Annotated in this window: 23 protein-coding genes; 8 read left to right on the forward strand and 15 right to left on the reverse strand. The window is 61.8% G+C overall.

What is annotated here, in order from left to right; all coding sequences use genetic code 11:
- Positions 1-2: 2 nt before the first annotated feature.
- Positions 3-1,601 carry an EAL domain-containing protein gene (locus tag ACF8FB_RS05085; RefSeq protein WP_019437393.1) on the forward strand — a complete coding sequence of 533 codons (1,599 nt, stop codon included), beginning with the start codon at positions 3-5 and terminating at the stop codon, positions 1,599-1,601.
- A 14-nt stretch (positions 1,602-1,615) separates the two neighbouring features.
- Here ACF8FB_RS05085 and ACF8FB_RS05090 read toward each other — a convergent pair whose 3' ends face one another.
- A complete protein-coding gene (locus ACF8FB_RS05090) occupies positions 1,616-3,397 on the reverse strand; it encodes a KinB sensor domain-containing domain (protein WP_010951527.1) in 1,782 nt (593 codons plus the stop codon).
- Positions 3,394-4,740 (reverse strand): sigma-54-dependent response regulator transcription factor AlgB, encoded by a 1,347-nt coding sequence (algB, locus tag ACF8FB_RS05095; RefSeq protein WP_010951528.1) that lies wholly within the window; start codon positions 4,738-4,740, stop codon positions 3,394-3,396. The genes ACF8FB_RS05090 and algB overlap by 4 nt, the downstream gene beginning before the upstream one ends.
- Positions 4,741-4,950: 210 nt before the next feature.
- On the opposite strand from algB, the gene ACF8FB_RS05100 reads away from it, so the two are divergent.
- The 6 genes from ACF8FB_RS05100 to ACF8FB_RS05125 all read left to right on the forward strand — a co-directional run bounded on the left by ACF8FB_RS05100 (position 4,951) and on the right by ACF8FB_RS05125 (position 10,366).
- Positions 4,951-5,772, forward strand: a complete 822-nt coding sequence (locus ACF8FB_RS05100) for a BON domain-containing protein (protein WP_010951529.1) — start codon at positions 4,951-4,953, stop codon at positions 5,770-5,772.
- Positions 5,773-5,946: 174 nt separating this feature from the next.
- Positions 5,947-6,237, forward strand: coding sequence for a hypothetical protein (locus ACF8FB_RS05105; protein ID WP_049588414.1), 291 nt, complete (start codon positions 5,947-5,949; stop codon positions 6,235-6,237).
- A gap of 43 nt (positions 6,238-6,280) precedes the next feature.
- On the forward strand, positions 6,281-6,442 hold the full coding sequence (locus ACF8FB_RS05110) for a DUF1328 domain-containing protein (protein WP_003252966.1): 162 nt from the start codon (positions 6,281-6,283) through the stop codon (positions 6,440-6,442).
- Positions 6,443-6,444: 2 nt separating this feature from the next.
- Positions 6,445-6,915, forward strand: coding sequence for an inhibitor of vertebrate lysozyme family protein (locus tag ACF8FB_RS05115; protein ID WP_010951530.1), 471 nt, complete (start codon positions 6,445-6,447; stop codon positions 6,913-6,915).
- A gap of 745 nt (positions 6,916-7,660) precedes the next feature.
- Positions 7,661-8,989: a glutamate/aspartate:proton symporter GltP gene (gene gltP, locus ACF8FB_RS05120; protein WP_010951531.1), complete on the forward strand. Its 1,329-nt coding sequence runs from the start codon at positions 7,661-7,663 to the stop codon at positions 8,987-8,989.
- Positions 8,990-9,136: 147 nt separating this feature from the next.
- Positions 9,137-10,366, forward strand: coding sequence for a nucleoside recognition domain-containing protein (locus ACF8FB_RS05125; RefSeq protein WP_010951532.1), 1,230 nt, complete (start codon positions 9,137-9,139; stop codon positions 10,364-10,366).
- Here the strand turns inward: ACF8FB_RS05125 and ACF8FB_RS05130 are convergent.
- The 9 genes from ACF8FB_RS05130 to ACF8FB_RS05170 all read right to left on the reverse strand — a co-directional run bounded on the left by ACF8FB_RS05130 (position 10,348) and on the right by ACF8FB_RS05170 (position 20,619).
- Positions 10,348-10,983, reverse strand: a complete 636-nt coding sequence (locus tag ACF8FB_RS05130) for an ABC-type transport auxiliary lipoprotein family protein (RefSeq protein WP_014589268.1) — start codon at positions 10,981-10,983, stop codon at positions 10,348-10,350. The two genes, ACF8FB_RS05125 and ACF8FB_RS05130, sit on opposite strands and share 19 nt — an antisense overlap.
- Positions 10,980-11,918 carry an MlaD family protein gene (locus ACF8FB_RS05135; RefSeq protein ID WP_010951534.1) on the reverse strand — a complete coding sequence of 313 codons (939 nt, stop codon included), beginning with the start codon at positions 11,916-11,918 and terminating at the stop codon, positions 10,980-10,982. The genes ACF8FB_RS05130 and ACF8FB_RS05135 overlap by 4 nt, the downstream gene beginning before the upstream one ends.
- A 3-nt stretch (positions 11,919-11,921) precedes the next feature.
- Positions 11,922-12,713, reverse strand: coding sequence for an ABC transporter ATP-binding protein (locus ACF8FB_RS05140; RefSeq protein WP_392509777.1), 792 nt, complete (start codon positions 12,711-12,713; stop codon positions 11,922-11,924).
- On the reverse strand, positions 12,710-13,843 hold the full coding sequence (locus tag ACF8FB_RS05145; protein ID WP_010951536.1) for an ABC transporter permease: 1,134 nt from the start codon (positions 13,841-13,843) through the stop codon (positions 12,710-12,712). The genes ACF8FB_RS05140 and ACF8FB_RS05145 overlap by 4 nt, the downstream gene beginning before the upstream one ends.
- Before the next feature lie 131 nt (positions 13,844-13,974).
- Positions 13,975-15,000 carry a DUF5924 family protein gene (locus tag ACF8FB_RS05150; RefSeq protein WP_010951537.1) on the reverse strand — a complete coding sequence of 342 codons (1,026 nt, stop codon included), beginning with the start codon at positions 14,998-15,000 and terminating at the stop codon, positions 13,975-13,977.
- Between the two features lie 93 nt (positions 15,001-15,093).
- Positions 15,094-16,500, reverse strand: coding sequence for a pitrilysin family protein (locus tag ACF8FB_RS05155; RefSeq protein WP_010951538.1), 1,407 nt, complete (start codon positions 16,498-16,500; stop codon positions 15,094-15,096).
- Positions 16,501-16,530: 30 nt separating this feature from the next.
- The gene (locus ACF8FB_RS05160) at positions 16,531-18,189 is read right to left on the reverse strand and encodes a Na/Pi cotransporter family protein (protein ID WP_104962844.1); all 1,659 of its coding nucleotides are present in this window, start codon (positions 18,187-18,189) and stop codon (positions 16,531-16,533) included.
- 282 nt (positions 18,190-18,471) lie between these two features.
- On the reverse strand, positions 18,472-19,242 hold the full coding sequence (locus ACF8FB_RS05165) for a TerC family protein (protein ID WP_049588412.1): 771 nt from the start codon (positions 19,240-19,242) through the stop codon (positions 18,472-18,474).
- 69 nt (positions 19,243-19,311) lie between these two features.
- Positions 19,312-20,619 (reverse strand): CitMHS family transporter, encoded by a 1,308-nt coding sequence (locus tag ACF8FB_RS05170; protein ID WP_010951541.1) that lies wholly within the window; start codon positions 20,617-20,619, stop codon positions 19,312-19,314.
- A gap of 267 nt (positions 20,620-20,886) precedes the next feature.
- Between ACF8FB_RS05170 and ACF8FB_RS05175 the strand changes: the two genes are divergently transcribed.
- The gene (locus tag ACF8FB_RS05175) at positions 20,887-21,288 is read left to right on the forward strand and encodes a GFA family protein (protein ID WP_049588409.1); all 402 of its coding nucleotides are present in this window, start codon (positions 20,887-20,889) and stop codon (positions 21,286-21,288) included.
- A gap of 38 nt (positions 21,289-21,326) precedes the next feature.
- On the opposite strand, the gene ACF8FB_RS05180 is transcribed toward ACF8FB_RS05175, so the two are convergent.
- The 4 genes from ACF8FB_RS05180 to ACF8FB_RS05195 form a co-directional block, all read right to left on the reverse strand.
- Positions 21,327-23,282 carry a DUF4105 domain-containing protein gene (locus tag ACF8FB_RS05180; protein ID WP_392511091.1) on the reverse strand — a complete coding sequence of 652 codons (1,956 nt, stop codon included), beginning with the start codon at positions 23,280-23,282 and terminating at the stop codon, positions 21,327-21,329.
- Positions 23,279-23,599 carry a DUF2388 domain-containing protein gene (locus ACF8FB_RS05185; RefSeq protein WP_003252932.1) on the reverse strand — a complete coding sequence of 107 codons (321 nt, stop codon included), beginning with the start codon at positions 23,597-23,599 and terminating at the stop codon, positions 23,279-23,281. The genes ACF8FB_RS05180 and ACF8FB_RS05185 overlap by 4 nt, the downstream gene beginning before the upstream one ends.
- Before the next feature lie 36 nt (positions 23,600-23,635).
- Positions 23,636-23,929, reverse strand: coding sequence for a DUF2388 domain-containing protein (locus ACF8FB_RS05190; RefSeq protein WP_010951544.1), 294 nt, complete (start codon positions 23,927-23,929; stop codon positions 23,636-23,638).
- A gap of 89 nt (positions 23,930-24,018) precedes the next feature.
- Complete coding sequence (locus ACF8FB_RS05195) at positions 24,019-24,336, reverse strand: DUF2388 domain-containing protein (protein ID WP_014589278.1); 318 nt, start codon at positions 24,334-24,336, stop codon at positions 24,019-24,021.
- Positions 24,337-24,398: the final 62 nt, after the last annotated feature.

The raw sequence follows: 24,398 nt of genomic DNA on the forward strand, positions 1-24,398 counted from the left end.
CGATGTCAGCCTTCATCGCCTTGCTGCGCCAAATTTTTTACCGTCCCTGGATGCTGGCCACTTTGGCAGCGCTGGCCAGCGCCGCGGTGTTGCTCTCTGCCAGCATCGGCATTGCCCTGCAACAAATGAAACAAAGCGAAAGCGAACAGATGAATGCCCAGGGCGAGCGTTTTCTGGAACGGCTCGAACAGGTGTTCGGCCAACTGCGCGAAGGGGTCGATCTGCTGCAGGCCCAACCCTTGCGCGGCTGCAGCCCGGCAATGTTGGCAGCCTTGCAGCAGGTTGGCCTGAACTCGCGGTTCATCTATGAAGCGGCTTATGTAGATGGCAATGTTGCCTGCTCCAACCGCGGTGATGAGCGAGCGTTCGTTCCCTTGCGGGCGCCAGATATCCAGGGGCCGACGTACAGCTACTGGCTTAACACCACCACCGAGCCGAACGAGAACCTGGCAGCACTGATGCTGGGTCGGGGCAAGTTTCTGGTTTCCACCTCCCGTGGGCATTTGACCGATGTGGTGGACCTGCCCCCAGGTGGCAGCCTGGTGGTGGTGCTGGACAACGGCGCCCGGGCCATTCCGGTGCTCGGCCCGCCACAGGTATGGCCACCACCCTCGGCCTGGTCGACCAGCCACAAGTCTCTGTTGGAACTCAGTGATCGGCTGATCTACCGAATGCCGACCAAGTCGCCGGATTACCAGTTGGTGCTGATTGCCCCGAGGGCCAGTCTGCCGTTGAAGATGAACGGCATGCTCTGGTTGCTGTTCCCCGGTAGCGTGCTGGCGGCCTGCTGCATCGGTTGGTTGGTACTGCAGTTGATTCTGCAACGACGGTCGATGAGTTCAGAGTTGCAGAATGCCTTGCGTCGTGGAGAGCTGCAGGTGCTCTACCAGCCAATCATCGAGCTCGACAGCCGGCGCTGTGTGGGCGCCGAGGCCTTGGTGCGCTGGCGCCGCCCGGACGGCACCCTGACCAGCCCGGACCTTTTCATTCCGCTGGCGGAGAATACCGGGCAGATTCGCCAGATCACCGACTTTGTCCTGCAGCGTGTGCTTGAACAGCTCGGACAGCTACTGCGCTCGCACCCCAAGCTATACATATCGATAAACCTGGCGGCCTGCGATGTGATGGTGCCACGTATTGGCCGGGTGGCGGCGCGCTTGTTGGCCTTGCATCGAGTGGCGCCCAGCCAGATTGCCTTCGAGGTGACCGAGCGCGGCCTGATCGACGTGGTGGTCGCCCGTGACAATCTGCAGGCGCTACGTGCCGTGGGGCACCAGGTGCTGATCGACGACTTTGGTACCGGTTATTGCAGCCTGGCCTACCTGCAAACCCTGCCAGTGGACTGCCTGAAAATCGACAAGGCATTCATCGACGCTCTGGGCCACGATGCCGCCAGTAGCGGTGTGGCCCCGCATATCATCCGCATGGCCCATGACTTGCACCTGCGGGTAATTGCCGAAGGAATCGAGTTCGAGGACCAGGCGGTGCTGCTGAACAGCGAGGGGGTCAATTATGGCCAGGGCTGGTTGTTTGCCCGGCCGCTGAACGCCCGGCAGTTTGCCGAGTTGGTGACTCGTGGGCACCTGCCGCGGCGGGTGTAGGCGCGTCGAAGCGATCAGACCGGCAACGCCATGTAGAACTGGGTCCCCTGCCCCGGCCGCGAAAACACGCCCATGCGCCCGCCGTGCAGCTGCACAATTTCCTTGCACAGCGCGAGCCCCAGCCCAGCGCCGCCTTTCTTGCGACCTACCTGCACGAAAGGCTCGAAGATGCGCGCTTGTTGCCCATAGGAAATGCCCTCTCCGTTGTCCTCGACGCTGATGATCACCCGTTCTGCATGCCGTCTGGCATGCAGGCGGATGCGCCCGCCGTTGGCGGTATGGCGGATGGCGTTGTGCAGCAGGTTGTCCAGCACTCGGTCCAACTGGGCGACGTCGGCCTGGATACGCGGTAGCGGCGGGTCCAGTTCCTTGATCAACTCGATCTGCTTGTGCGCGGCCTGTTCGGCAAAGCGCGATTGCGCGTGGTCCAGCAGGTCGTCGATGGCACAGGGGGCCAGCTCGAGCTTTTGCAAACCGCTCTGATAACGGGAGAAGTTGAGCAGGTCGTTGATCAGTTGGGTAAGACGCTGCATTTCTTCGCCGATGGTTTCCAGCAGGTCGTTCTCGCGGGCTTCGGGCGGGAACTTGACCCGCTCGCGCAGCAGGCCGAAGGCCATGTGCATGCCGGTCACCGGGGTACGCAGTTCGTGGGAGGCGCGCAGCACGAATTCGCTGCGCACCCGCTCGAAGGCCCTTTGCTCGGTCACATCGTGCAGCACCATCACCGCGCCGAGGATTGGTCCCTGCGGGTGGCTGACCGGGGTCAGGCTGTAGGTGAGCAGACGTGATTCTTCATCGACCTCCATGTTCAGGTCGTCCGGTGGGCGGTCGAGGCTGCCCCCGCGCAGAACCTGGCGCAGTTGTTGCTCAAGCTCGGGGCGCTGCAGGGCTTCGACCAGGCTGCTGCCCAAGCGGCTGTCGTTCCAGCCCAGCTGGCGCTGCGCCACCGGGTTGAGGTGCTCGAGGCGGCCCTGACGGTCGATGATCAGCAGGCCGTCGTCGATGCTGTCGAGTACCGCCTGTAAACGCTGCTGGCCGGCCAGCAGCTCGTCGACGTTGGTGGCCTGGTGCTTGCGCAAGGCATCGGCCATCAGACCAAAACGGCGGGTCAGCTGGTTGAGCTCGGCGGCCTGGGTGACCGGCAAGGTCACATCGAAATTGCCCTTGCCCAACTGGTCGGCCGCCTTGGCCAAGGCTTCGATCGGCTGGCCGAAACGCCGGGCGATGTTGTGCGCGGTGATAAAGCCCAGTACCAACACCACCAACCCCATCAGGCCGAGTACACCACTGACCAGCAATGCGCGGTCACGGGTGCGTTCCTCGCTACGGGTAATCAGGTCCAATGCCTGCTTGTGGGAATCGATGAGGTCGGTGCGCACCTGATTGAACGCGGCCCCAAGAGGCTGATCGACACCCATGCTGCGAGCGGGTGTGGCGCTGTCGCGATAGGTCTGGAGGAAGGCCTGGTAATTGCTGCTCGCCTTGCTGAAACCGGTGCGCTCACCGCCTTGTTCCAGCCCTTGGTTGAGCAGGTCCTGGAAGTTGTCCTGCAGCAGCCGCAGGCTTTCTGGGGCGGTGTCTTCATCGAGAATCAGCATCAGCTGTTCGCCCAGGTTCTGGCGCAACTTCAGCCCCACTTCCAGGGCATGGGTGGTATCGCGCACCAGTCGCTGTTGCACTGTAGCCATCTGCAGCATGCTGACCAGACCCAGCAGCAGCCCCAGCAACGCCACGGTGACGAGCGTCGAGATGCTGAGGAAAAGCCGCGTACGCAGCTTCATGGGCGGCCATTTCATAGGTTGTACTGCTTGCGCTTGCGGTACAGGGTAGAAGCATCGATGCCCAAGGTCTTGGCGGCTTGGTCGAGGGTATCGCTGGCGGCCAGTACGGCACCGATATGGGCACGCTCCAGCTCATCCAGGCTAAGTGCGGCACCTACGCGCGGGGCACTGCCGGCGGGTTGTTCACCCATGCCCAGGTGGCTGATCTCCACGCGTTCCTGCGGGCAGATGATGCTGGCCCGTTCCACTACGTTGCGCAGTTCACGAATGTTGCCAGGCCAGCGGTAGTTGAGCAGGGCGGTTCGCGCCTCGTCACTGAAACCGCGGGCGGGCCGGGAGTATTCCTTGACGAAACGGGCGAGGAAGCGGTCGGCCAGGATGAGGATGTCTTCACTGCGCTCGCGCAGCGGGGGCAGGTGCAGGGTAATCACGTTCAAGCGATACAGCAGGTCTTCGCGAAAGCGGCTTTCGCGCACCATCTCTTCAAGGTTGAGGTTGGTGGCAGCCAGGATACGTACATCGGCACGCCGGGTAACCGGGTCGCCGACGCGTTCGTATTCCTTGTCCTGGATGAAACGCAACAGTTTGGGCTGCAAGGTCAGCGGGAAATCGCCGATCTCGTCGAGGAATAGCGTGCCCCCGTCAGCCTGGCTGACCCGCCCGAGGGTGCTTTCGCTGGCGCCGGTGAAGGCGCCGCGGGTATGACCGAATAGCTCGCTTTCCATCAGCTCGGCGTTAAGCGACGGGCAGTTGATGGTCACGCAGGCTTTGCGTGCACGCTTGCTCCAACCATGGATGGCCCGTGCCAGCTCGCCCTTGCCGGTACCCGATTCGCCAAGGATGAGGATGTTGGCGTCAGTGATGGCGACTTGGCGGGCGGTTTCAAGCACCGCCATCATGGCCGGGCTATGGGAGTCGAGGCCGTCCTTGGGTTTGCGTATTTCACCTTCCAGCGCTTCCAGGCGTGCAGAAAGCTGGCGCACCTCCAATTGCTTGGCAGTGGCCAGGCGCAACTGGTCGGGGCTGCATGGCTTGACCAAGTAGTCTGCAGCGCCGGCCTGGATTGCGTCTACTGCAGTGTCGATCGCCGAGTGCGCGGTGACGATCACCACCCGCATCCACGGGGCCTGGATACGCATCTGTGCCAGCACGTCGAGGCCGTTGTCTTCACCCAGGCGCAAATCGAGGAAGCATAGGTCGAACACCTGGCGTTGCAGTAGGGTTTCTGCCTGGGCGGCGCTGTTCGCCGTGGCCACGCTGTAGCCCTCGTCTTCCAGGCAGTAGCGGAACGTGCGCAGGATCGCGGACTCGTCATCCACCAGCAGAATTCGGCCTTGGTTGTCCTGGGCTGATTCCATTTCCTGTGCTCCTTAGGGAAAGATCTTTATTTAGTGTGGGAAAAATCGGGCAAGTTGCATGGTCAATTCTGAAGGATTCTGTCCTTTGCATGCTAGCCAGTGGCCAAACGATGTCTACAAGCCGTGATTCTTCAATGATTTGCTTAGAGGCACGCGCTGGCACATTGGTTGCGATGATTTTCAGATTTTGCCCACGAAGGAGGCGCTGTCATGCCCTTTTCCCTGCGTACAGCCGTTTTGGCCGCCACCCTGCTGCCAATCTTTACCCCGGCATTCGCCGACCCTGTGCAGGACGCGCGCCTGGAAGGCGCCCTGCAAACCGCCTTGTCACTGAACCGCATGCTTGATTCATTTCGCATCAAGGTTGAAGTGGACGGCAAGCAGGCGCGGCTTTCCGGTGAGGTGGAGAACGAGGTCGAGCGGCAGCTGGCCGAGGACGTGGCCCGTGCTACCCGGGGCATCGAACAGGTAGAGAACCTGCTGCAGCTCAATGCCCAACTGGTGGAGCGTCCGCAGGAGCTGCGTGCCTACGCCCAGCGCCTGGAGGACGTGACCCTGGCGGCGGTGATCCGTGCTCGGCTGTTGTGGAGCCGTACCACCGAAAAGGCACCTATAGAAGTACAGAGCAGCGAGGGTGTGGTGACGTTGCGTGGCAAGGTCGACAGTGCCGAAGCCAAGGAGTTGGCGGGCGTGGTAGCGCGTACCACCGACGGCGTGTACCTGGTCAACAACCTGGTCAGCCTCGATACCGCCGCCATGGCCAAGGCGCGGGAAACACCGGCGGGCGCGCCAATCGGGCCGCAGCCAAGCGACAGCTGGATCATCGACAAGATCCAGAGCAGTTATCGCTTCAGCCGCAACCTCGATGGCCTGAACCTGAAGGTGGCCAGCGAAGCAGGCATGGTGCGGCTCTCGGGCGAGGTGGTCAGCGCGGAGCAGAAAACCATCGCCGTGGAGATCGCCCGGCAAATCATCGGCGTACGGGGCGTGGATGCTGACCTGCTGAAAGTCGCGACCAAGGTGGAAGGCTGATCGTGCAATTCGCACGACCACACAGGCGTCATCGTGCAGGATACGTCCTCACAGTGTTTTTTAATAATCACTAACTAGTTGATTTATAAGGATTTTATTTAAATCAAAAGGCTGGCATGCAGGCTGCAATTACCTGTTCAGGTTTGAACAAAAAATACAGCAGGAGGAGCCAGCATGAACCGCCAATCCGTCAACCGCTCGCAGAGCGCTGCACTGCCTTTGCGCCAGATGCTGACACTCGGCATGGCGATGCTGCTGACCTTGGCCGCTGGCCTCTTCTATTACAGCTTGCAGACGGCGCGTCTGGCTGAGCAGGTGGCGGCTCAGACTGCCCTGTTGACGCAAATTCAGGCAACTCGTGCCAACACCTTGGTCAAGGCCGCTGACTGGCAGCCCGCTGGCCAGGCCATTGTCTCACCGGCCACTGTGGAAAAAGTTGTTCCCCAGGAGCGCTGGGTTTTCTGACCAGGCGGCCGGATCGATTCCGCAAAAAGAAAGGAGAACTACCATGCTGAGTTGGGCTATCACTTTCCTCATCATCGCCATTGTCGCCGCTGTATTGGGCTTCGGTGGTATCGCGGGCGCTGCTACAGGTATCGCCAAGATCCTGTTCATTGTCTTCCTGGTGTTGTTTGTAGCCTCCTTCTTCTTTGGACGCGGACGAGGTTGAAGATGAGCAGGAAGCTTCGTTCAGCCGTGGTCGCCGCCCTGCTGCTGGGCGGCAGCGCGGCGGCCATGGCGGCCAATGACGGCCAGGTTCGGGTCGACCAACTGCTCGGCTCGGACCCGGAGTACCGGGAAACCTGGCAGGACACCCTCGAAGGCGAGGAACGCCTGCCCGATTGGGTGGTCAATCTGACCGGCAGTTCTCAGCAGCAGATGTCTGCCGTTACTGAGGACGGCGACAAGTACCTGGTCGGCCCGCTGTGCGAAAAACAGGACAATTGCACCTACAAGCGGCTGATCGTGGCGTTCAGCTGGGACAAGGATGATGCCTACGGGATGCTCGTCGAGGTGCCCGAAGGTTTGCCGAGCGACAAGTCGCCCACCCGTCATGCGCAGTACCGCTGGCTGGGCGAACCTGACGACGGCATGAAGGCAATGCTGCAGGAGCAGCTCAAGCGTGACCCGAACTGGTACTGAGCATTTGTTGCCGGTACGGATGAAAGGTCACTCACTGTCACGTAATAGAAGCTGAAGCTTTCTATAGTTCAGCCTTCTATGATGCGCCGCCCCGAGGAGGGGTAGCACATGACCAAGGGGTCGGGCTGCTCTGATTGTTACAGGACCGGAGTGGCCTAGGGGTACAGGGAGTGCCTCCAGTAATGGGCCGGGTCAGGAAAGGCGGAATCGGAAGTCTCAGGTCGGCGGTGTCACAGGGATACCTTGCCAGACCTGACTTCCGAGGAGCCGTGTAGGAAACGTCGCTTCCCTTGCGCGTTTTTTCCCCTGGGACACATTTTGTCTCGACCGTACATCAAATTTTTTTCGACCTTCTTGGTGCTGCTACAAGTGGCATTTCCGCCATTCGGATTGTCGAACAGGCCATCTTTCGTGTCCTATCTGTCCCGCCAAATCTGCCGAAATATGGCGGTTTGGTCTTGTTCGGGATTCCGAATGTTATAAATCAAGCACTTGCGAAGCTGCCGGCTAGGTCGAAAACAGTATGCATGAACGGCATGGGCTATGCGTTTCAGGCATTAGCTTTCGCCCCTTGCCGTCGCAATAGTTGCCGCCTTTTTCGCTGGCCAGAGCGCCCTGTCGCTCGCCTGCGGTGTCCTTACATGACGTCGCCTGACGGAAGCCTTTATTGCCCGTGACCTTGCCCATGGCTCTGTTACGCGTGTTTCCGCCAGGTGCCATGACCACTAAAACAAAGGGTAAAGACATGAAGAAGGCAAAACTGAGCCTCGCCTGGCAGATCGTCATCGGTCTGGTCCTGGGTGTTGCAATCGGCGCGCTACTGAATCATTTCAGTGCAGAAAAGGCATGGTGGATCAGCAACGTCCTTCAGCCCGCTGGTGACATCTTCATCCGCCTGATCAAGATGATCGTCGTCCCGATCGTGATTTCGTCGCTGATCGTGGGCATCGCCGGTGTTGGCGACGCGAAGAAACTGGGCAGCATCGGCCTGAAGACCATCATCTACTTCGAAGTGGTGACCACGATCGCCATCGTCGTAGGCCTGGTGCTGGCCAACCTGTTCCATCCGGGTGCCGGCATCGACATGAGCACCCTGGGCACTGTGGATATCTCCAAGTACCAGGCGACAGCGGCCGAAGTACAACATGAGCACGCGTTCATCGAAACCCTGCTCAACCTGATTCCGTCGAACATCTTCGCAGCGCTGATGCGTGGCGAAATGCTGCCGATCATCTTCTTCTCGGTGATGTTCGGCCTGGGTCTGTCGAGCCTGCAGGCAGAGCTGCGTGACCCGCTGGTGCGTACCTTCCAGGCTGTTTCGGAGACCATGTTCAAGGTCACCCACATGATCATGAACTACGCCCCGATCGGCGTGTTCGCCCTGATTGCGGTGACCGTGGCCAACTTCGGTTTCAGCTCGCTGCTGCCGCTGGCCAAGCTGGTGGTGCTGGTGTACTTCGCCATTGCCTTCTTCGCCTTCATGGTACTGGGCCTGGTTGCCCGCCTGTTCGGCTTCTCGGTGATCAAGATCATGCGCATCATGAAAGATGAGCTGATCCTGGCCTACTCCACCTCCAGTTCGGAAACCGTGCTGCCGCGGGTGATCGAGAAGATGGAGAAGTACGGCGCGCCGAAGTCGATCTGCTCGTTCGTGGTACCGACCGGCTATTCGTTCAACCTCGACGGTTCGACCCTGTACCAGAGCATCGCGGCGATCTTCATTGCCCAGTTGTACGGTATCGACCTGTCGTGGAGCCAGCAGCTGCTGCTGGTGCTGACCCTGATGGTCACTTCCAAAGGTATCGCGGGTGTGCCGGGCGTATCGTTCGTGGTACTGCTGGCCACCTTGGGCAGCGTGGGCATTCCGCTGGAAGGCCTGGCCTTCATCGCGGGCGTGGACCGCATCATGGACATGGCCCGTACTGCACTGAACGTTGTGGGCAACGCCTTGGCTGCATTGGTCATTGCTCGCTGGGAAGGCATGTACGACGCGGTCAAGGGCGAGCAGTACTACGCCTCGCTGATGGCCGAGAAGCAGGGAGCTGTAGTGGTTGGCGAAACCGCCAAGCGCTGAGCCTGATGGCTGTTTGACCAAGAGCCCCGACTTGTCGGGGCTTTTTGTTATCTGCGAGATCTTGAGCCGCGCCTACAAAGGCTCGCGATCGCCAGTCACAGGCTGCGATACGCTATTATTCGGGCACTTTTCAGGGGGAACATACGGATGCTCAACGGCCTTTGGCTCGGCTTTTTCCTGGTGGCGGCGGTGTCCGCCATGGCCCAATGGCTGGTGGGTGGCAACGCAGGCATCTTCGCGGCAATGGTCGAAAGCATCTTCGCCATGGCCAAGCTGTCGGTCGAGGTGATGGTGCTGCTGTTCGGCACACTGACCCTGTGGCTGGGCTTTCTGAAGATCGCCGAGAAGGCCGGTATCGTCGAGTGGCTGGCCAAGGTGCTAGGCCCGCTGTTCGCCCGCCTGATGCCGGAGGTGCCGCCCGGCCACCCAGCCCTGGGCCTGATCACCATGAACTTCGCTGCCAACGGCCTGGGACTGGACAACGCTGCTACGCCGATTGGCCTGAAGGCCATGCGCGCGCTGCAGGAGCTGAACCCCGGCAGCACCACCGCGAGCAACGCGCAGATCCTGTTCCTGGTGCTCAACGCCTCGTCGCTGACCCTGCTGCCGGTAACCGTCTTCATGTACCGGGCCCAGCAAGGCGCGCCAGACCCGACCATGGTGTTTCTGCCGATCCTGCTAGCGACCAGCGTCTCGACCCTGGTTGGTCTGCTGTCGGTGGCAGTGATGCAGCGTTTGCGTCTGTGGGACCCGGTGGTGCTTGCCTACTTCATCCCCGGCGCTTTGCTGCTGGGAGGCTTCATGGCTTTTCTTGGCACCCTGTCGGCCGCCGCGCTGGCCAGCCTGTCGTCGCTCCTGGGCAACCTCACGCTGTTTGGCGTGATCATGCTGTTCCTGGTGGTGGGCGCCCTGAAACGGGTGAAGGTGTATGAAGCCTTTGTCGAAGGCGCCACGGAAGGCTTCGATGTGGCCAAGAGCCTGCTGCCCTACCTGGTGGCGATGCTGGTGGCGGTGGGTGTGCTGCGCGCCTCTGGTGCCCTGGAGCTGGCCCTGGACGGTATCCGCCATGCGGTTAGCTGGATGGGCCTGGACACGCGCTTCGTCGAGGGCCTGCCCACCGCGCTGGTCAAGCCGTTCTCTGGCAGCGCAGCGCGGGCAATGCTGATCGAGACCATGCAGACCCAAGGCGTGGACAGTTTCCCTGCCTTGGTGGCAGCGACGATTCAGGGCAGCACCGAAACCACCTTCTACGTACTGGCCGTGTACTTTGGTGCCGTGGGCATCCAGCGCGTGCGCCATGCGGTCGGTTGCGCACTGCTGGCCGAGTTTTCAGGGGTAGTCGCGGCGATCTTCGTCTGCTACTGGTTCTTTGCCTGAAGCTTCAGTTGTGCCTGATTGGCCTGGGTGATGGTCCAGTTCACGACTTGCCCCACCAGCTGGTCGCTGGCCTGGCCGAAGCCGGCGACCACTGCTGATACCTGTTTGTCGTCCAGCGGTTGGCGGATTTCGAAGCGCTTGCTGGCCAGGATGCGTTGGTTGCGGCCCTGGACCAAGCGAGCGTCATAGCGGATCACCACCTCCACTGCCCCATCCGTGCGGTATTCACTCTGAAATGCCTGCAGCTCGCCGGCCAGTTCGTAGTCTGCCTGCAGGTTACTGTCGTCAGCGCTCAGGCGCTGTACCTGGCCCTCACGCTGGAACCCGTCGAGCAAGCGGTTACGCAGCAGCACCGGGGCCGCATCGCTCCAGCGCGCGCCCTTGTAGCTGCTCACCACATTGCCCTGGGGAACCACGGCAATCCTTGGCCCGGCCAACACTTCACTGGCCAGCGGCTTGTTCAGGCGCAATGACCAGTCCAGCGGCGGCGCTGTGCGGCTGGGCTGGTTCACCGGCAGGCGATAAAGATCCACAGGTTCGCTCTGCGGCAGGATCGAGCAGGCACTGGCCAGGCTAAGCGAGGCCGCCAGGGTCAGCAGGCGCAGCGACGGATTCATGGCTGGAACTCCTTGTTGTTGTCGCGGCCAAGCAGATAGCCGCTTGGGTCGGCCTCCAGTTGCCGGGAAATGCCTTTGAGTGCGTTCAGGGTTTCGCGCAGTTCACGAATGGCCGGGGCAAGCTGGTTCAGGCTCTGGGCGCCGTCACCGATAGCCTCGCTGTTGTTCTGGAGCAGGTTATTGATGGTTGCCGTGCTTTGGGCCAGTGACTGCATGGCCTGTTCGGCGCTGCCGATCGCCTGTTTGCCTTCGCTATCCAGCAGGCCGTTGGCATTGCGCATCAATGCCTGGGTTTCGGCCAGAGTGGCGCTGGCCTGCTTGCCCACCTGCACCAGCTGTGCGATGGCCTCGGCGATGCTGCCGTGCTGGCCGGCAAAGGCGCCGGTGGTCTTGTCGAGGTTGGCCAGCGTGTTGCTGAGGTGGCCTATGTTGTCCTCGGAGAACATCTGGTTAGCGTTATGGAGCAGCATGTTGATGTTGGTCACCAGGTCGCTGCTGTCGTTGAGCAGACGCGAGATTGGCGATGGCGAAGCGATGATCACCGGCAGCTTGCCATCCTTGCCTTTAAGCTCGGGGCTTTGCGGGGTGCCGCCGCTGAGCTGGATGAACGAGTTGCCGGTGACGCCGGCCAGGGTCAGCTTGGCCTGCGTGTCTTCCTTCACGGGGGTATCGGCGCTCAGGCGCACGCGTGCCAGTACCCGGCGCGGGTCTTTCGGGTCCAGACGCAGGGTGGACACATCGCCCACCTTGATGCCGTTGTACTGGACCGTGCTGCCGGGAGAAAGGCCGGACACGGCTTCGTTGAACACCACTTCGTAATCCTTGAAGGCGTCGTCGACACTGGACTTGGCCAGCCACAGGCCGAACAGCATGGCCCCTGTCACCACCAGAACGGTGACCAGGCCTATGAGGACGTGATGGGCTCGGGTTTCCATTGCTCAGCGCTCCTGCCCGGCACGGGTGGCAGCCTGTTCGGCTGCGCGCCCGCGTGGGCCGTGAAAGTATTCTTGGATCCAGGTGTCGTTGGTCTTCTCGACCTCGGCCAGCGGGCCGGCCACCAGGACCTTCTTTTGCGACAGCACCGCGATGCGGTCGGTGATGGTGTACAGGGTGTCGAGGTCGTGGGTGATCAGGAACACCGACAGGCCCAGCGCATCGCGCAGGGTAAGGATCAACTGGTCAAATGCCGCGGCACCGATCGGGTCCAGGCCAGCCGTGGGTTCGTCGAGGAACAGGATGTCCGGGTCCAGGGCCAAGGCGCGGGCCAGCGCTGCGCGCTTGATCATGCCCCCCGACAACGAGGCCGGGTACTTGTCGGCAGCCGAGATCGGCAACCCGGCAAGGGCCAGTTTCACCCCGGCCAGGTGCTCGGCATCGCTACGAGACAGCCCAGCGTGCTCGATCAGCGGCAAGGCCACGTTTTCGGTCACCGTCAGCGAAGAGAACAGCGCCCCCTTCTGGAACAGCACGCCAAAGCGCCGTTCGACCAGTGAACGCTGTTCTTCGCGCAGGTCGGTCAGGTCCTGGCCGAGCACCTTGATCTGCCCTTCATTGGGCCGGCGCAGGCCAATGATGCTGCGCAGAAGCACCGATTTGCCGCTGCCTGAACCGCCTACCACGGCGAGGATTTCGCCGCGGTACAGGTCAAGATCAAGGTTTTCATGCACCACCTGGCGGCCGAAGCGGTTGCAGATGCCGCGGGCTTCGATTACGCAATTCTGGCCACTCACCAGCCCATCTCCATGAAGAACAGCGCTGCCACCGCATCCAGCACGATGACCACAAAAATCGACTGCACCACTGCCGAGGTGGTGTGTGCCCCCACCGACTCGGCGCTGCCGCTGACCTTGAAGCCTTCCAGGCAGCCGATGGCGGCGATCAGGAAGGCAAAGAACGGTGCCTTGGCCAGGCCTACCAGGAAGTGCTGCACGCCAATGTCGCTTTGCAGCAGCGACAGGAACATGGCCGGCGAAATATCCAGTGTCAGGGCGCATACCACCGCCCCGCCAACGATGCCGCAGATCATGGCGACAAAGGTGAGCAACGGCAGCGAAATCAGCAGGGCCAGTACCCGCGGCACCACCAGCAGCTCCATGGGGTTGAGGCCCAGCGTGCGGATGGCGTCAATTTCTTCGTTGGCCTTCATCGAGCCGATCTGCGCGGTGAACGCGCTGGCAGTGCGGCCGGCCATGAGAATGGCTGTCAGCAGCACGGCGAACTCGCGCAGGAACGAGAACGCAACCAGGTCGACGGTGAAAATGGTCGCGCCGAAGTCGGCCAGCACCGTGGCACCGAGAAAAGCGACTACGGCGCCTACCAGAAAGGTCAGCAACGCAACGATGGGCGCGGCGTCCAGCCCGGTCTGCTCAATATGTGCCACCACAGGAGTGAAGCGCCAGCGATGTGGCTGGAAGGCGCGGCGCAGCAAGGTTTCCAGAATCACACCGACGAAACCAAGCAGCTGCATGCTGTCCTGCCACAGCGTGCCGACGGCGCGGCCGATACGCTCCAGCAGCAGCAACAGCACATTGCGCTCGGGCTCCTTGACCGGGATGCAGTAATCCTGGACCGAGCAGTAGACGTTTTTCAGCAGCGCCTGGCTGGCTTCAGGCAGCGCGTGGGTGCAGTGCGACAGGCGCTCGGAGCCTAGCAGTTCGGCCAGCAGCGAAGCGCCGGCAGTGTCCAGGCGGCCCAGCTGGCTGAGGTCGGCGACGGTGTCGGCAGGGCAATGCGAGCGCAGGCGCTCGCTCTCGCGCTTGAGGTTGGCGTAGTGTGCCAGGGTCCAGTCACCGGTAATACGCAGGCAGGCCGGTTGGCTGCTGGTGTCCAGGGTGGCGCTGGGGTTGGTCATAGGCTCCATGCAATTGACTCGGCGCTAAGGCTTAGGGGCTGATCATAGCGCAGGGGGCATGGGCTGTTTGGTGATTATGTGCTGTGTGTACGCTTGGCAACAGTGACCTGCAGCCGCCTTGTGCTGCGCAAGGCAGGGGGTCAACTACCCGCGGGGGCATCATTGACCACCTTGAACCGCAGCACGCCGATCACTTGCCCATCCTCGGTCAGCACCCTCACCTGCCACTTGCCTACCGGGTTGGGCGGGAAGTTCTGCTTGTGGGTCCAGGCACGATAGCCTTCCTTGCGCCCGCCGTGGATGTCCAGGGCAATGCGGTCGACCTCTTGGCCGTCCTTCTGCCACACGTGGTAGATCCGCTCGTTCAGGCCGCGTGGCGCGTTGATGGCGGTGTAGGCATACAGGCCACTGCTGCGGATGCGGCTGGCGGCAATTTCGTCCAGCGAGTCGCCCGGTTGGCGGTTCATGACTTCGGTACTCACCGCCACCTCGGTCATCCACAGGGTTGCCGGCGGTACCCAGGAGCGCAGCAGCCAGCCGCCGGCACCGACCGACAGGGTAACCAGCACCAGTGCCACGGCGCGGCGCCAGTTGCTGATCGGGAAGCTGCTGGCCAGGCTGGGGAATGACAGAGCCATGGCCGCGATCAGGGCCAGCTTGAAGCTTTGTGCGGTGGTCAGGTGCAGGATGATCGGTAGCGCGGTCAGCAGAGCGGCGAACAACGTCAGGGTATGCAGCGCCAGGAACAGCCAGCGCCGTGGTGCCAGCCACTTGTAGTACAGCGGGTCGGTGATCGAAACCAGGCCGGCGGCGCCGAGCAAGCCGGTGAAGACCAGCTGACCGCTGTTCCAGGTGGTGGTGATGAAAAAGAACGGCAGCACGAAGAACAGCGTTTCCTGGTGGATCATCTGCGTTGCGTAGCGCAGCAGCGGCTGAGGAATCTCGCGGTTGAAAGTGCGCGCGAACAGCCCGGTGAGGGTGTTCTCCAGCATCAGCCAGACCCAGCTGACCAGCATGAGCACGGCGACCCAGCTGGCCAGGCCAGCCTGGCGGTCGACCAGGATGAAGCTGCCGATACCGGAGAGGAAACCGCCGAGCGCAATGATGCCCGGGTAGCGCTTGAGGAGTTCGATGATGCGCTGGACGATATGGGGGATTTGGGGCATTGGGGGCTACGACAGAAAAGTGAGGTGGCTGTGCCAGCCTCTTCGCGGGCAAGCCCGCGAAAGGGTCGGTACTGGCAAAAGGATACCGCCGATTTACCGCTGCCGTGTAGCACCACTGGGCCGTTCAGGTCCATGCCGCCGCCAGCGCAACAGCCCCGCCGCCAGGCCCAGCCCCACAAGCAAGGCCATCAGCCCGTAAAGCTCGTCATAGCCTAGCAACGGCTTTTCGATGCGCACATAGCCATCTTCCTTGAGCAGATCCTTCAATGCCTCGTTGGCCTGTTCCAGGCTGACCTGGCGCAGCTTGCGCATCGGGTTGGCAAAGCGCCCGTCGGTATAGTCGTTCAGCGCCCCCCAGTAGTAGTCGGCCAAGGCGCTGTTGCCTTGGGTGCTCCAGCTTTCCTTGGCGATGCTGGCTTCCTTGATGCGGGCGAAGGTGTCCGGGTCCAGGCCTTCCTTGCGCAGGTGGTCGAACAGGGCCTGCATCACCTTGACAGCCTTGTCGATGTCATCGCGCTCAAGGTCCGCATTGAGGCTGAGCAGGCCGGTGTCGCCAAAGCTCTCACGCTGCACGGAGGGGCCGTAGGACAGCTCGTTGCGCAGGCGCAGCTGGTCGTACAGCGCCCAGTCCAGGTAGCGGGACAGCAGGTCGAGGGTGGCTTGGTGGTCGTTGTCCAGCACCGGCTCGATGAACAGCCAGTGCAATTTGACGCCATCACCCAGCCAGCCGCGGGTCAGGTTGCGACGCTGCTCGGCCTGTCGGGTGATGCTTTCAAGGTTGCGGCGCTCTTCGGGTTCAGTGGCGGGCAGTTCGCCAAACGACCGCTCCAGATAGGCCGGAAGCAGGCGGTCGAGGCCACCGACCATGATCAGGGTCATGTTGTTGGCGGCGTACCAGCGGTCACGCAACGCCTGAACTTGCGCCAAGGTCATGTCGTCGAGGTTGGAGCGCTCCGGGCATTTCAGCCCCAGCTCGGTGGCCAACTGGTCGCTGGCGGGGTGGCCGATGTCCTGGCGGTCGAGCCAGCGCTGCAGATGGCCATAGTGGCCGCCGTCCTCGCGCTCTATGATGCGCTTGGCGGTGGCCAGGGCCTTGGCGTCGATGGTGGTATCGCGGATGACTGCCAACAGCAGGTCGAGGACCTTGCGCTGGTTGCGTGCCGGGGCCTCGATGACAAAGGTTGTGTCGGCACTGCTGGTATAGGCGTTCCACTCTCCGCCGAGCGCTTGCAGGCGCTCTTCCAGCCCGCCTTCGCCTGTTTCGTCGATGCCACTGAACAGCAGGTGCTCAAGCAGGTGTGGCAGCTCTTTCTGCTCGCAGTCGAAATCATCCAGGCCCACGCCGACCACCAGACGAATCGCCACATGGTCACGTTCGTAGCCGTCTTTCAGGATGACCTGCAGACCATTGGGCAACAGGTAGCCTTCAACCCGCGAGCGGTCGAGGGCGAACGAGGGCAGGCTGCAGATCAGCAGGCAAACGAACATCAGGCAACGCATGGGCGAGCGAGGGTCCTCAGCTAGGAGAAATCACGGCAGGCGGGCTTCATCGGGCACACTGTCGAGCATCAGCCCTCCGGTGTCCGAGCCGCCCAGTACCACATAGGCACTGCTACAGAACAAAGAGTTCAACCGCTTCATGTCGGCGATCAGCTCCAAGTGTAGCGAACTGGTCTCGATACTTTGCACGACCTTGCGCTGCAGGCGGCTGACATGGGCGTGGGCGAGGCGCCGTTCCTGGGCACGGAACCGGCGTTTTTCCCGCAGCAGCAAGCGGGCGCTTTCCGGGTCGGCACTGAGGAACACCGATAGGCCCAGGCGCAGGTTGGCCAGCAATTGCTCCTGCAGGCCGGTCAGCTCTTCCAGGCCTACCTGGGAAAACTCCCGTCGCTGGCTGGTTTTCTGCTGCTGGACCTTGCGCAGCATGCGTTCGATCAGGTCACAGGCGAGTTTGAGGTTAATTGACAGCTCGATGATTTCGGCCCAGCGGCGGTTGTCCTGTTCGCTGAGGTCTTCCCGTGACATCTGCGCCAGGTACAGCTTGATTGCGCTGTACAGGGCTTCGGCGTCTTCGCCCAAGGCGCGAACTTGCTGTGGCATGGCGGTCTGGGTGCCACGCAGGGCTCCAAGCATGGCTTCGAGCAGGCTGTCGACGATGTCCCCCAGGCGCAAGGTCTCGCGGGCGGCGTTGGCCAGGGCCAGGCTGGGCGTTTCCAGGGCCGAGGCGTCAAGGTGGCGCGGGCGCACCTGACCATTGCCGATTTCCCGTTCAGGTAGCAGGGCGTTGCACAGCCGACCCATCGGTTTGACCGTGGGCAGCATGATCAGACAGCGCAGCGTGTTGTAGAGCAGGTGAAAGCCGATGACCAGTTCCTGAGGGCTGAAACTCAGCGAGTCCATCCATGCCACCAGCGGGTGCAGCACAGGGATGATCAGCACCAGGCCTATCAGCTTGTACAGCAGGCTGCCCAAGGCCACCCGACGCCCGGCGGCGTTCTGCATGCTGGTACTGATGAAGGCCAGCAGCCCGCTGCCGATGTTGGCGCCGACCACCAGCCCGATGGCGACCGGCAGGCTGATCAGTTCGGCGCCGGCCAGTGTCGCTGTGAGCAGAACGGCGGCCAGGCTGGAATAGGAAATCATGGCGAACATTGCCCCGACCAGAGCGTCGAGCATGATGTCGCCGGTCAGTGAGGCAAACAGCACTTTCACGCCTTGGGCTTGGGTGATCGGCGCAGCTGCCTGCACGATAAGTTCGAGTGCCAGGATGATCAGGCCAAGCCCGATGCCCACTCGGCCCAGTTGGCCGGCCCGTGTCTGCTTGCGCGAAAGGAAGAAGATCACGCCAAGGAAGATCAGCAGCGGCGACAGCCAGGACAGGTCGAAGGTCAGTACCCGGGCCATCAGTGCGGTACCCACGTCGGCACCCAGCATGATCGCCAAGGCCGGGGTCATGGCCATCAGGCCTTGGCCGACGAACGAGGTGACCAGCATGGCCGTGGCGTTGCTGCTTTGAACCATGGCCGTGACCAGAATACCGGCGATGAATGCCAGCGGGCGCTTGTCCATGTTCTGGCTGATGATGCGTCGCAGGTTCGAGCCGAATACCCGGAGGATGCCGGTGCGCACAATGTGGGTACCCCAGACCAGAAGCGTCACGGCCGAGAGCAGGTTGAGCAGGGTCAGCATGGCGAAGGCCCCCTGTTGCATAGGCCCATCGGGCCAAGAAAAGAAACGTGAGCATTTGAAGAATTTTCGGTGCTCACTCAAAGCTTTAGTTGTTTTGCCCAGCTGTCGCCAGCTTCGCATGGCAGTCATTTATTTGAAACAGATCTTGAAACGAATGACTGCCCGTGGGGGCTGCTTCGCGGGCAAGCCACCACAGTGACAACGCGCAGGAAAAAACGCACAGAAAAAAGGCATTAAAAAGGGCCCTGCGAAGGGCCCTTGTTGTGCTGCACTTTCTTGGCCTTATTGACCCGGAATGTCCTTGCGCAGTTTCACCGGTTCATGATCCTTGCCATCCTTGCGGGCCATGGCGGTGCGCATGCGGATGTTGATGGCTTCCACCGCCAGCGAGAAGGCCATGGCGAAGTAGACATAGCCCTTCGGCACATGCACTTCGAACGCTTCAGCGATCAGTACAGTACCGACCACGATCAGGAACGACAGCGCGAGCATCTTCAGCGACGGGTGCTTGTCGATGAAATTGCTGATGGCGCCGGCGCACAGCATCATCACCAGCACGGCCACAACGATGGCGGCGATCATCACCGGTACGTGGGAAACCATGCCCACAGCGGTAATCACCGAGTCCAGCGAGAACACGATGTCGATGATGGCGATCTGGATGATGGTGTAGAAGAACTTGCCACCTGCGCCTTTGGGCTCCTCTACGTTCTCGTCCTCGCCTTCCAGGCCGTGGTAGATCTCTTGCGAGCTCTTCCACAGCAGGAACAGGCCACCGAAGAACAGGATCAGGTCACGCCCGGAGATGCCTTGGCCAAAGACCACGAACAAGTCGGCGGTGAGGCGCATGACCCAGGTAATCGACAGCAGCAGCATGATACGGGTGACCATGGCCAGGGCCAGGCCGAAGATCCGGGTGCGTGGCTGCATGTGCTTGGGCATGCGGCTGACCAGAATCGAGATCATGATGATGTTGTCGATACCGAGGACGATCTCAAGCGCGGTAAGGGTGAAAAAGGCAACCCAGATTTCCGGGCTGGTCAGCCATTCCATGTATTTTCCTTCGAGCGGTAATGGCAACGCGCCCCGGTCAGGGCGCGTCGCGTACGTGATACGGATGTATTAAAGACTACTGAACAGCGGGAAAATCCCCATCAGCAGTGCGCCGAGCATTATGCACAGGCATACCAGCACTGCCCACTTGAGCGTGAAGCGCTGATGATCGCCGAACTCGATACCGGCCAGGGCTACCAGCAGGTAGGTGGAGGGTACCAGCGGGCTGAGCAGGTGTACCGGCTGCCCGACGATCGACGCACGGGCCATTTCCACCGGGGTGATGCCATAGTGGCTGGCGGCTTCGGCCAGCACCGGCAGCACGCCGTAGTAGAACGCATCGTTGGACATGAAGAACGTGAACGGCATGCTCACGATCGCGGTGATTACGGCCAGGTATGGGCCCAGCGCTTCGGGGATGACCGCCAGCAGGCTCTTGGACATGGCGTCGACCATGCCGGTGCCGGACAGGATGCCGGTGAAGATGCCGGCGGCGAAGATCAGCCCGGTCACGGCCAGTACGCTGCCGGCGTGGGCGGCGATGCGGTCCTTCTGCTGTTGCAGGCACGGGTAGTTGACGATCATGGCGATACTGAAGGCAATCATGAACAGCACTGGCAGCGGCAGCAGGCCGGCGATCAGCGCGACCATCAGGGCAGCGGTCAGGGCACCGTTGAAGTACAGCAGCTTGGGCCGGCGTGCGTCCGGGTACTGCGAGACGGTGATTTCGCTGTGGTCGATGTCGTCGGTAGGCAGATGCAGTTCGCCCAGGCGGGCACGCTCACGCTTGCCATACATGTAGGCAATGGCCAGGATCGCCAGTACACCGAACAACATGGCCGGGATCATCGGTACGAAGATGTCTGACGGGTCTACGTGCAGGGCGCTGGCAGCACGCGCGGTCGGCCCACCCCATGGGGTCATGTTCATCACGCCGCCGGCAAGGATGATCAGGCCGGCCATGATCCGCGGGCTCATGCCCAGGCGGCTGTACATCGGCAGCATGGCGGCGCAGCAGATCATGTAGGTGGTGGCACCGTCACCGTCGAGCGAGACCACCAGGGCCAGTACAGCGGTGCCGACCGAGACTTTCAGCGGATCGCCCTTGACCAGCTTGAGGATCTTGCGAACGGCCGGGTCGAACAGGCCGGAATCGATCATCAGGGCGAAATAGAGGATGGCGAACATCAGCATCACGCCGGTAGGTGCGAGCTTGCTGATGCCCTCTAGCATCATGGGGCCGATCTTGGCGGAAAAACCACCGAACAGGGCGAACAGGATCGGTACCAGAATCAGCGCGATCAAGGCCGAAAGGCGCTTGGTCATGATCAGGTACATGAACGTGATGACCATGGCAAAGCCGAGGAAGGTCAGCATGGCAATACTCCAGGCGTGGCGCGGCGAAAGGACAGTCGATTCGGGCGTATCAGCGCGTAGGGCGCTGTGCGGGGAGCATGCGGAGGGGGACTACGAAAAGGCGGGCACAGGAATACATCAGAATCACCATTGTTGTTGTTGATTGGGCCGGGCGCGGTATTGACCGGGTGCCCTGGCTGACCGGTCTTGTGCCGGTAGTGGGCGCTATCCTAAAAGGGCAAGCTTTCAGCCAGCTTTCGCTGAAGCAAAGGTGACGAGAGGTAGGTGATGCAGGATGTAACCGAAGGTGGCTGCCATTGTGGAGCCCTGCGTTATCGGCTGGAGGGCAACCTGACGGACATTGCCCACTGTCATTGTTCGATCTGCAGGCGGGTCAGCGGTGGACTGGTGGTCACCTGGCTTACCCTGCCCCGTTCTGGGTTCCAGTGGTTAACGGGCGAGCCGAGCTGCTATGTGGCGCCTGCCAGTTGCAGCCGCTACTTCTGTGGGCAGTGTGGGGCGCATGTGGCGCTGGTGACCACGCATAGCCCGCAGACGATCGATGTGACGGTGGCGACGCTGGATCACCCTGAGCGGGTACGAGCCAACCGACATATCTGGGCAGGCAGCCGGTTGCCTTGGCTGCATCTGGATGAGGATTTGCCCTCGGAAGATGAGGAGCGCCTGTAGGCGTGGGCTCGCCCGCGAAAGGGCCAGCCCTTCATACATCACAACTGCAGGCCACCAGCAGCCTTGTGCAACGCCCGCAAGTGCTCGCCGATCTGCTTCACGTTGGCCTCGACCGCTGCGATTTCCTTGGCTCGCGACGGCTCCAGCAGCGCCCTCACCTCTTTGTCCAGGCTGGTGCTCAAGCGCAACAGCTGTGCCTGGCGCTCTCTGCTCACCTGCTCCAGGTGCTTGCGCTCTTCTGGCTGCGGCAGTCCGTAGCCTTTGGAATCGAGCAACTCTGCCGGGCGGCTGAGAAAACCGCTGTTGGCAAGCATTTGCTTGAGCGTGGCATCGGCTTTGTTGATGCTGCCATCCTTCAAGGCTGCGGCATTCAGGTAACGCTGCTTGACCTCGTCCTGGGCCAGCAGAAGCTGCCGGCGCAGGCTGGCCTGTTCAAGCAGAAGCAGTGCCGCGCTGGTGCGCAGGTCAGCCTTGGCGAACCAGCTACGGCGCTGCTCGGCATTGAGGGCCAGCCAGTCTTCAACCAGAGCTTGCTTGATTGGTAACTGCTTTCTCAGCACCTCGAACATGGCCTGGTACCGGTCGCGGTAAGAATCGAAGCGGTAGCCCAGGCGTAACGCTTCGCGCGGGTTATCAAGCACGCTGGTATCTGCCAGTCCCCTGCCCTTGAGCACGGCCAGCAAACCGTTGGGCATGATGCTGTCCAGGTCGTTGAGGCGTGGATTGGCGGTGCCGCTGCGCAGCAGCTTCAACGACTCCACGGCACAGTTGTTGGACAGGAACCAGTAGTTGCCGTCATAGCTCCAGTGCATCTCGGCGGCCTGGCGCACCAGGTTCTCGATTTCGTCGCGGTTGAGCTTCAAGGGCACCGAGGCCAGGCTGCGCAGCTCGGTCTTGGTGTATTCGTCGATCACCTGGCCCAGCGGCAGCACGAATAGCCTCGACGGGTAGTTGCCGACAAGGCCGTCCCAGCTGGACAGTTGCACGTCGTTGACGAAGGCGCGGTACGACAGCACCAGGCTTTGATCGAGGTCCAGGCGGCAGTCTGGTCCGCGTGGGCGGCCCGGCTTGCAGATCACCAGGCGCAGCATGCTGTGCCCCCAGCGGCTGACCAGGTTCTGATTGGCTTCAGCCAGCAGATAGTCCACTTCGTAGACCCTTTCCGGGTCTATTTCACCTAGGGGCTGGCGGGCGAAGTCGCTGCCGGCATTGATGAATGGCAGGCCCTTGGCACAGGTGTCCTGTTGGGGTGCCCAGCCGAAGTGTTCGCGAAGGTACTGATACAGCGCCGGGCGACGGCAGTTGTAGCTCGGGTCGAGGAGGAAATACTCCATGTTGACCGCGATGTATTCCTTGGGGCTGCTCAACTCATAGCTGTCGGGGCTGCGCACGAATTGGCCATTGTGCTGTTCGCGCTCGCCTCGTCGGCCCACGTACTGCTGCCACCCGGCCAGGTCGAGCAGGCGTGGGTCGTCGCTCAGGGTGAAGCGGCGCTCGGCCTGCCCGCGGCATTCTTCCGGCAGGCCGACCTTGCCCAGCGTGCCTTGCTGGCGTTTGCAGCGTGCAATCAGCGCATTTTCGGCGCTGGGCCACAGGCGGGCACGGTCGTAGAGATGGGTGAGCTCGTGCAGCACGGTGGCCAGCAGCTCTTCACGCACCGTGCCATGTGGGCGGTCGGTGCGCTCGGCGGCGGCGCTGCCATCGGCGAGGCTGGGCAGCAAGCGGCGGTTGAGCTCGAGGGTGGATATCAGTGATGCCTGCCCATAGGCGTCGGCAGGCATGTTGTCGCTCCAGCTGACCCGCACGCGGCGGTCCAGCTGTTGCTTGAAGCGCGGTGGCAGCTTGCCCATGGCTTCGTCGAGCAGGGCTTGGGAGGCTTTTGTTTGTTGTGGGTCGAGGCCGGACGCCTGCAGCTCAAGCTGCAGGTCGGCCAAGGCGGGCGTGCCGAGCAGCGTCAGGGCGCAGCCAAGCAGCCAGGCACGCACGCGCTTCACAGTGCGAGTATGGCTTCAGCCAATACCTGGTCGCTGGCGCCGCGCGCTTCCGGTACTCGCTCGCGCAGGGTATTGAAGGCCGCCTCGAGTTGTACGCCGCGGATGTCACCGTTGCTGGCGACGAAGCTTGCAGCGTCGTCGTGGGCTTCGCGCACCACTTTGGAGTCGCGGATCGAGGTGGTGGTGTCTGAGGTGAAGTCGATCGAACGGCCAAAGGCACGCACGATGATGTTGCTGGTGGCCACCAGGGTCTGTGCCTGGGCCAGGTCGGCCAGCAGCAGCATGCCGAGGGAAGCGGCAATCAGCGGTTTGCGCATGGAGCATCTCCGAAAAATACAGGGAGTCAGATGTAGTTATTGGACGAGAATTGCCTGCGCCAGTTCCAGATCGCCGACGGCGTGCCGTGCGCAATTGTGGCGTAATGATTCCAGGGCGGCTTCCAAGCGTGCACCACGGATCAGCCCGTCGCTGGCAACGAATGCGGCGGCATCGTCGCGGGCCTGTGTAAGCAGTTTGCGATCGAATGGTGCGACTGTGACCTGGCTGGTGACATAGCCGGTGATGACCAGGCTTTGTGTGGTGGTATCCATGGCATGGGCGCTGGCCATGCCTGCGGCGGCGAACAGCAATGGCAACAGATAACGCATGAGCTTTCTTGAAGGCTGGAAAAATGAACGGCGAAGCCTACCTCAGGTGCGAGGGCCGAAGCCAACGCACCTGTTGTGCATGGCGCGTATCAGAGTGCCAGGATGGCCTGGGCCAGCTGTGCATCGCTGGCTTGCAGGGCCGGCATGTTCGAACGGATGTGCACAAAGGCGCTTTCCAGTCGGGCGCCGCGGATAGCGCCCTGAGTGCCGACGAAGCTGGCTGCGTCATCGCGGGCTGCCTGGACAATCTTGTCGTCGCGGAAGGAAGAGCTCACGTCGGATGTGGCGTCGGTGGAGGCAGCAACGGCGCCCACTACCGCGTCGGTGGTGACAACGAAACTGGTGGCATTGGCAGTGCCAGCCAGGCCAAGCAGCAGGGCGGCGCCAAGCAGGTGTTTACGGTTCATGATGTGGACTCCTGGGTAGGTCAGGTTGGTTCTGCTGTATCGGACGTTTGCAGGGCTCGTCA

Origin of the sequence: Pseudomonas sp. yb_2, assembly GCF_043103905.1 — a bacterium.
Classification (GTDB): Bacteria; Pseudomonadota; Gammaproteobacteria; order Pseudomonadales; family Pseudomonadaceae; genus Aquipseudomonas; species Aquipseudomonas alloputida.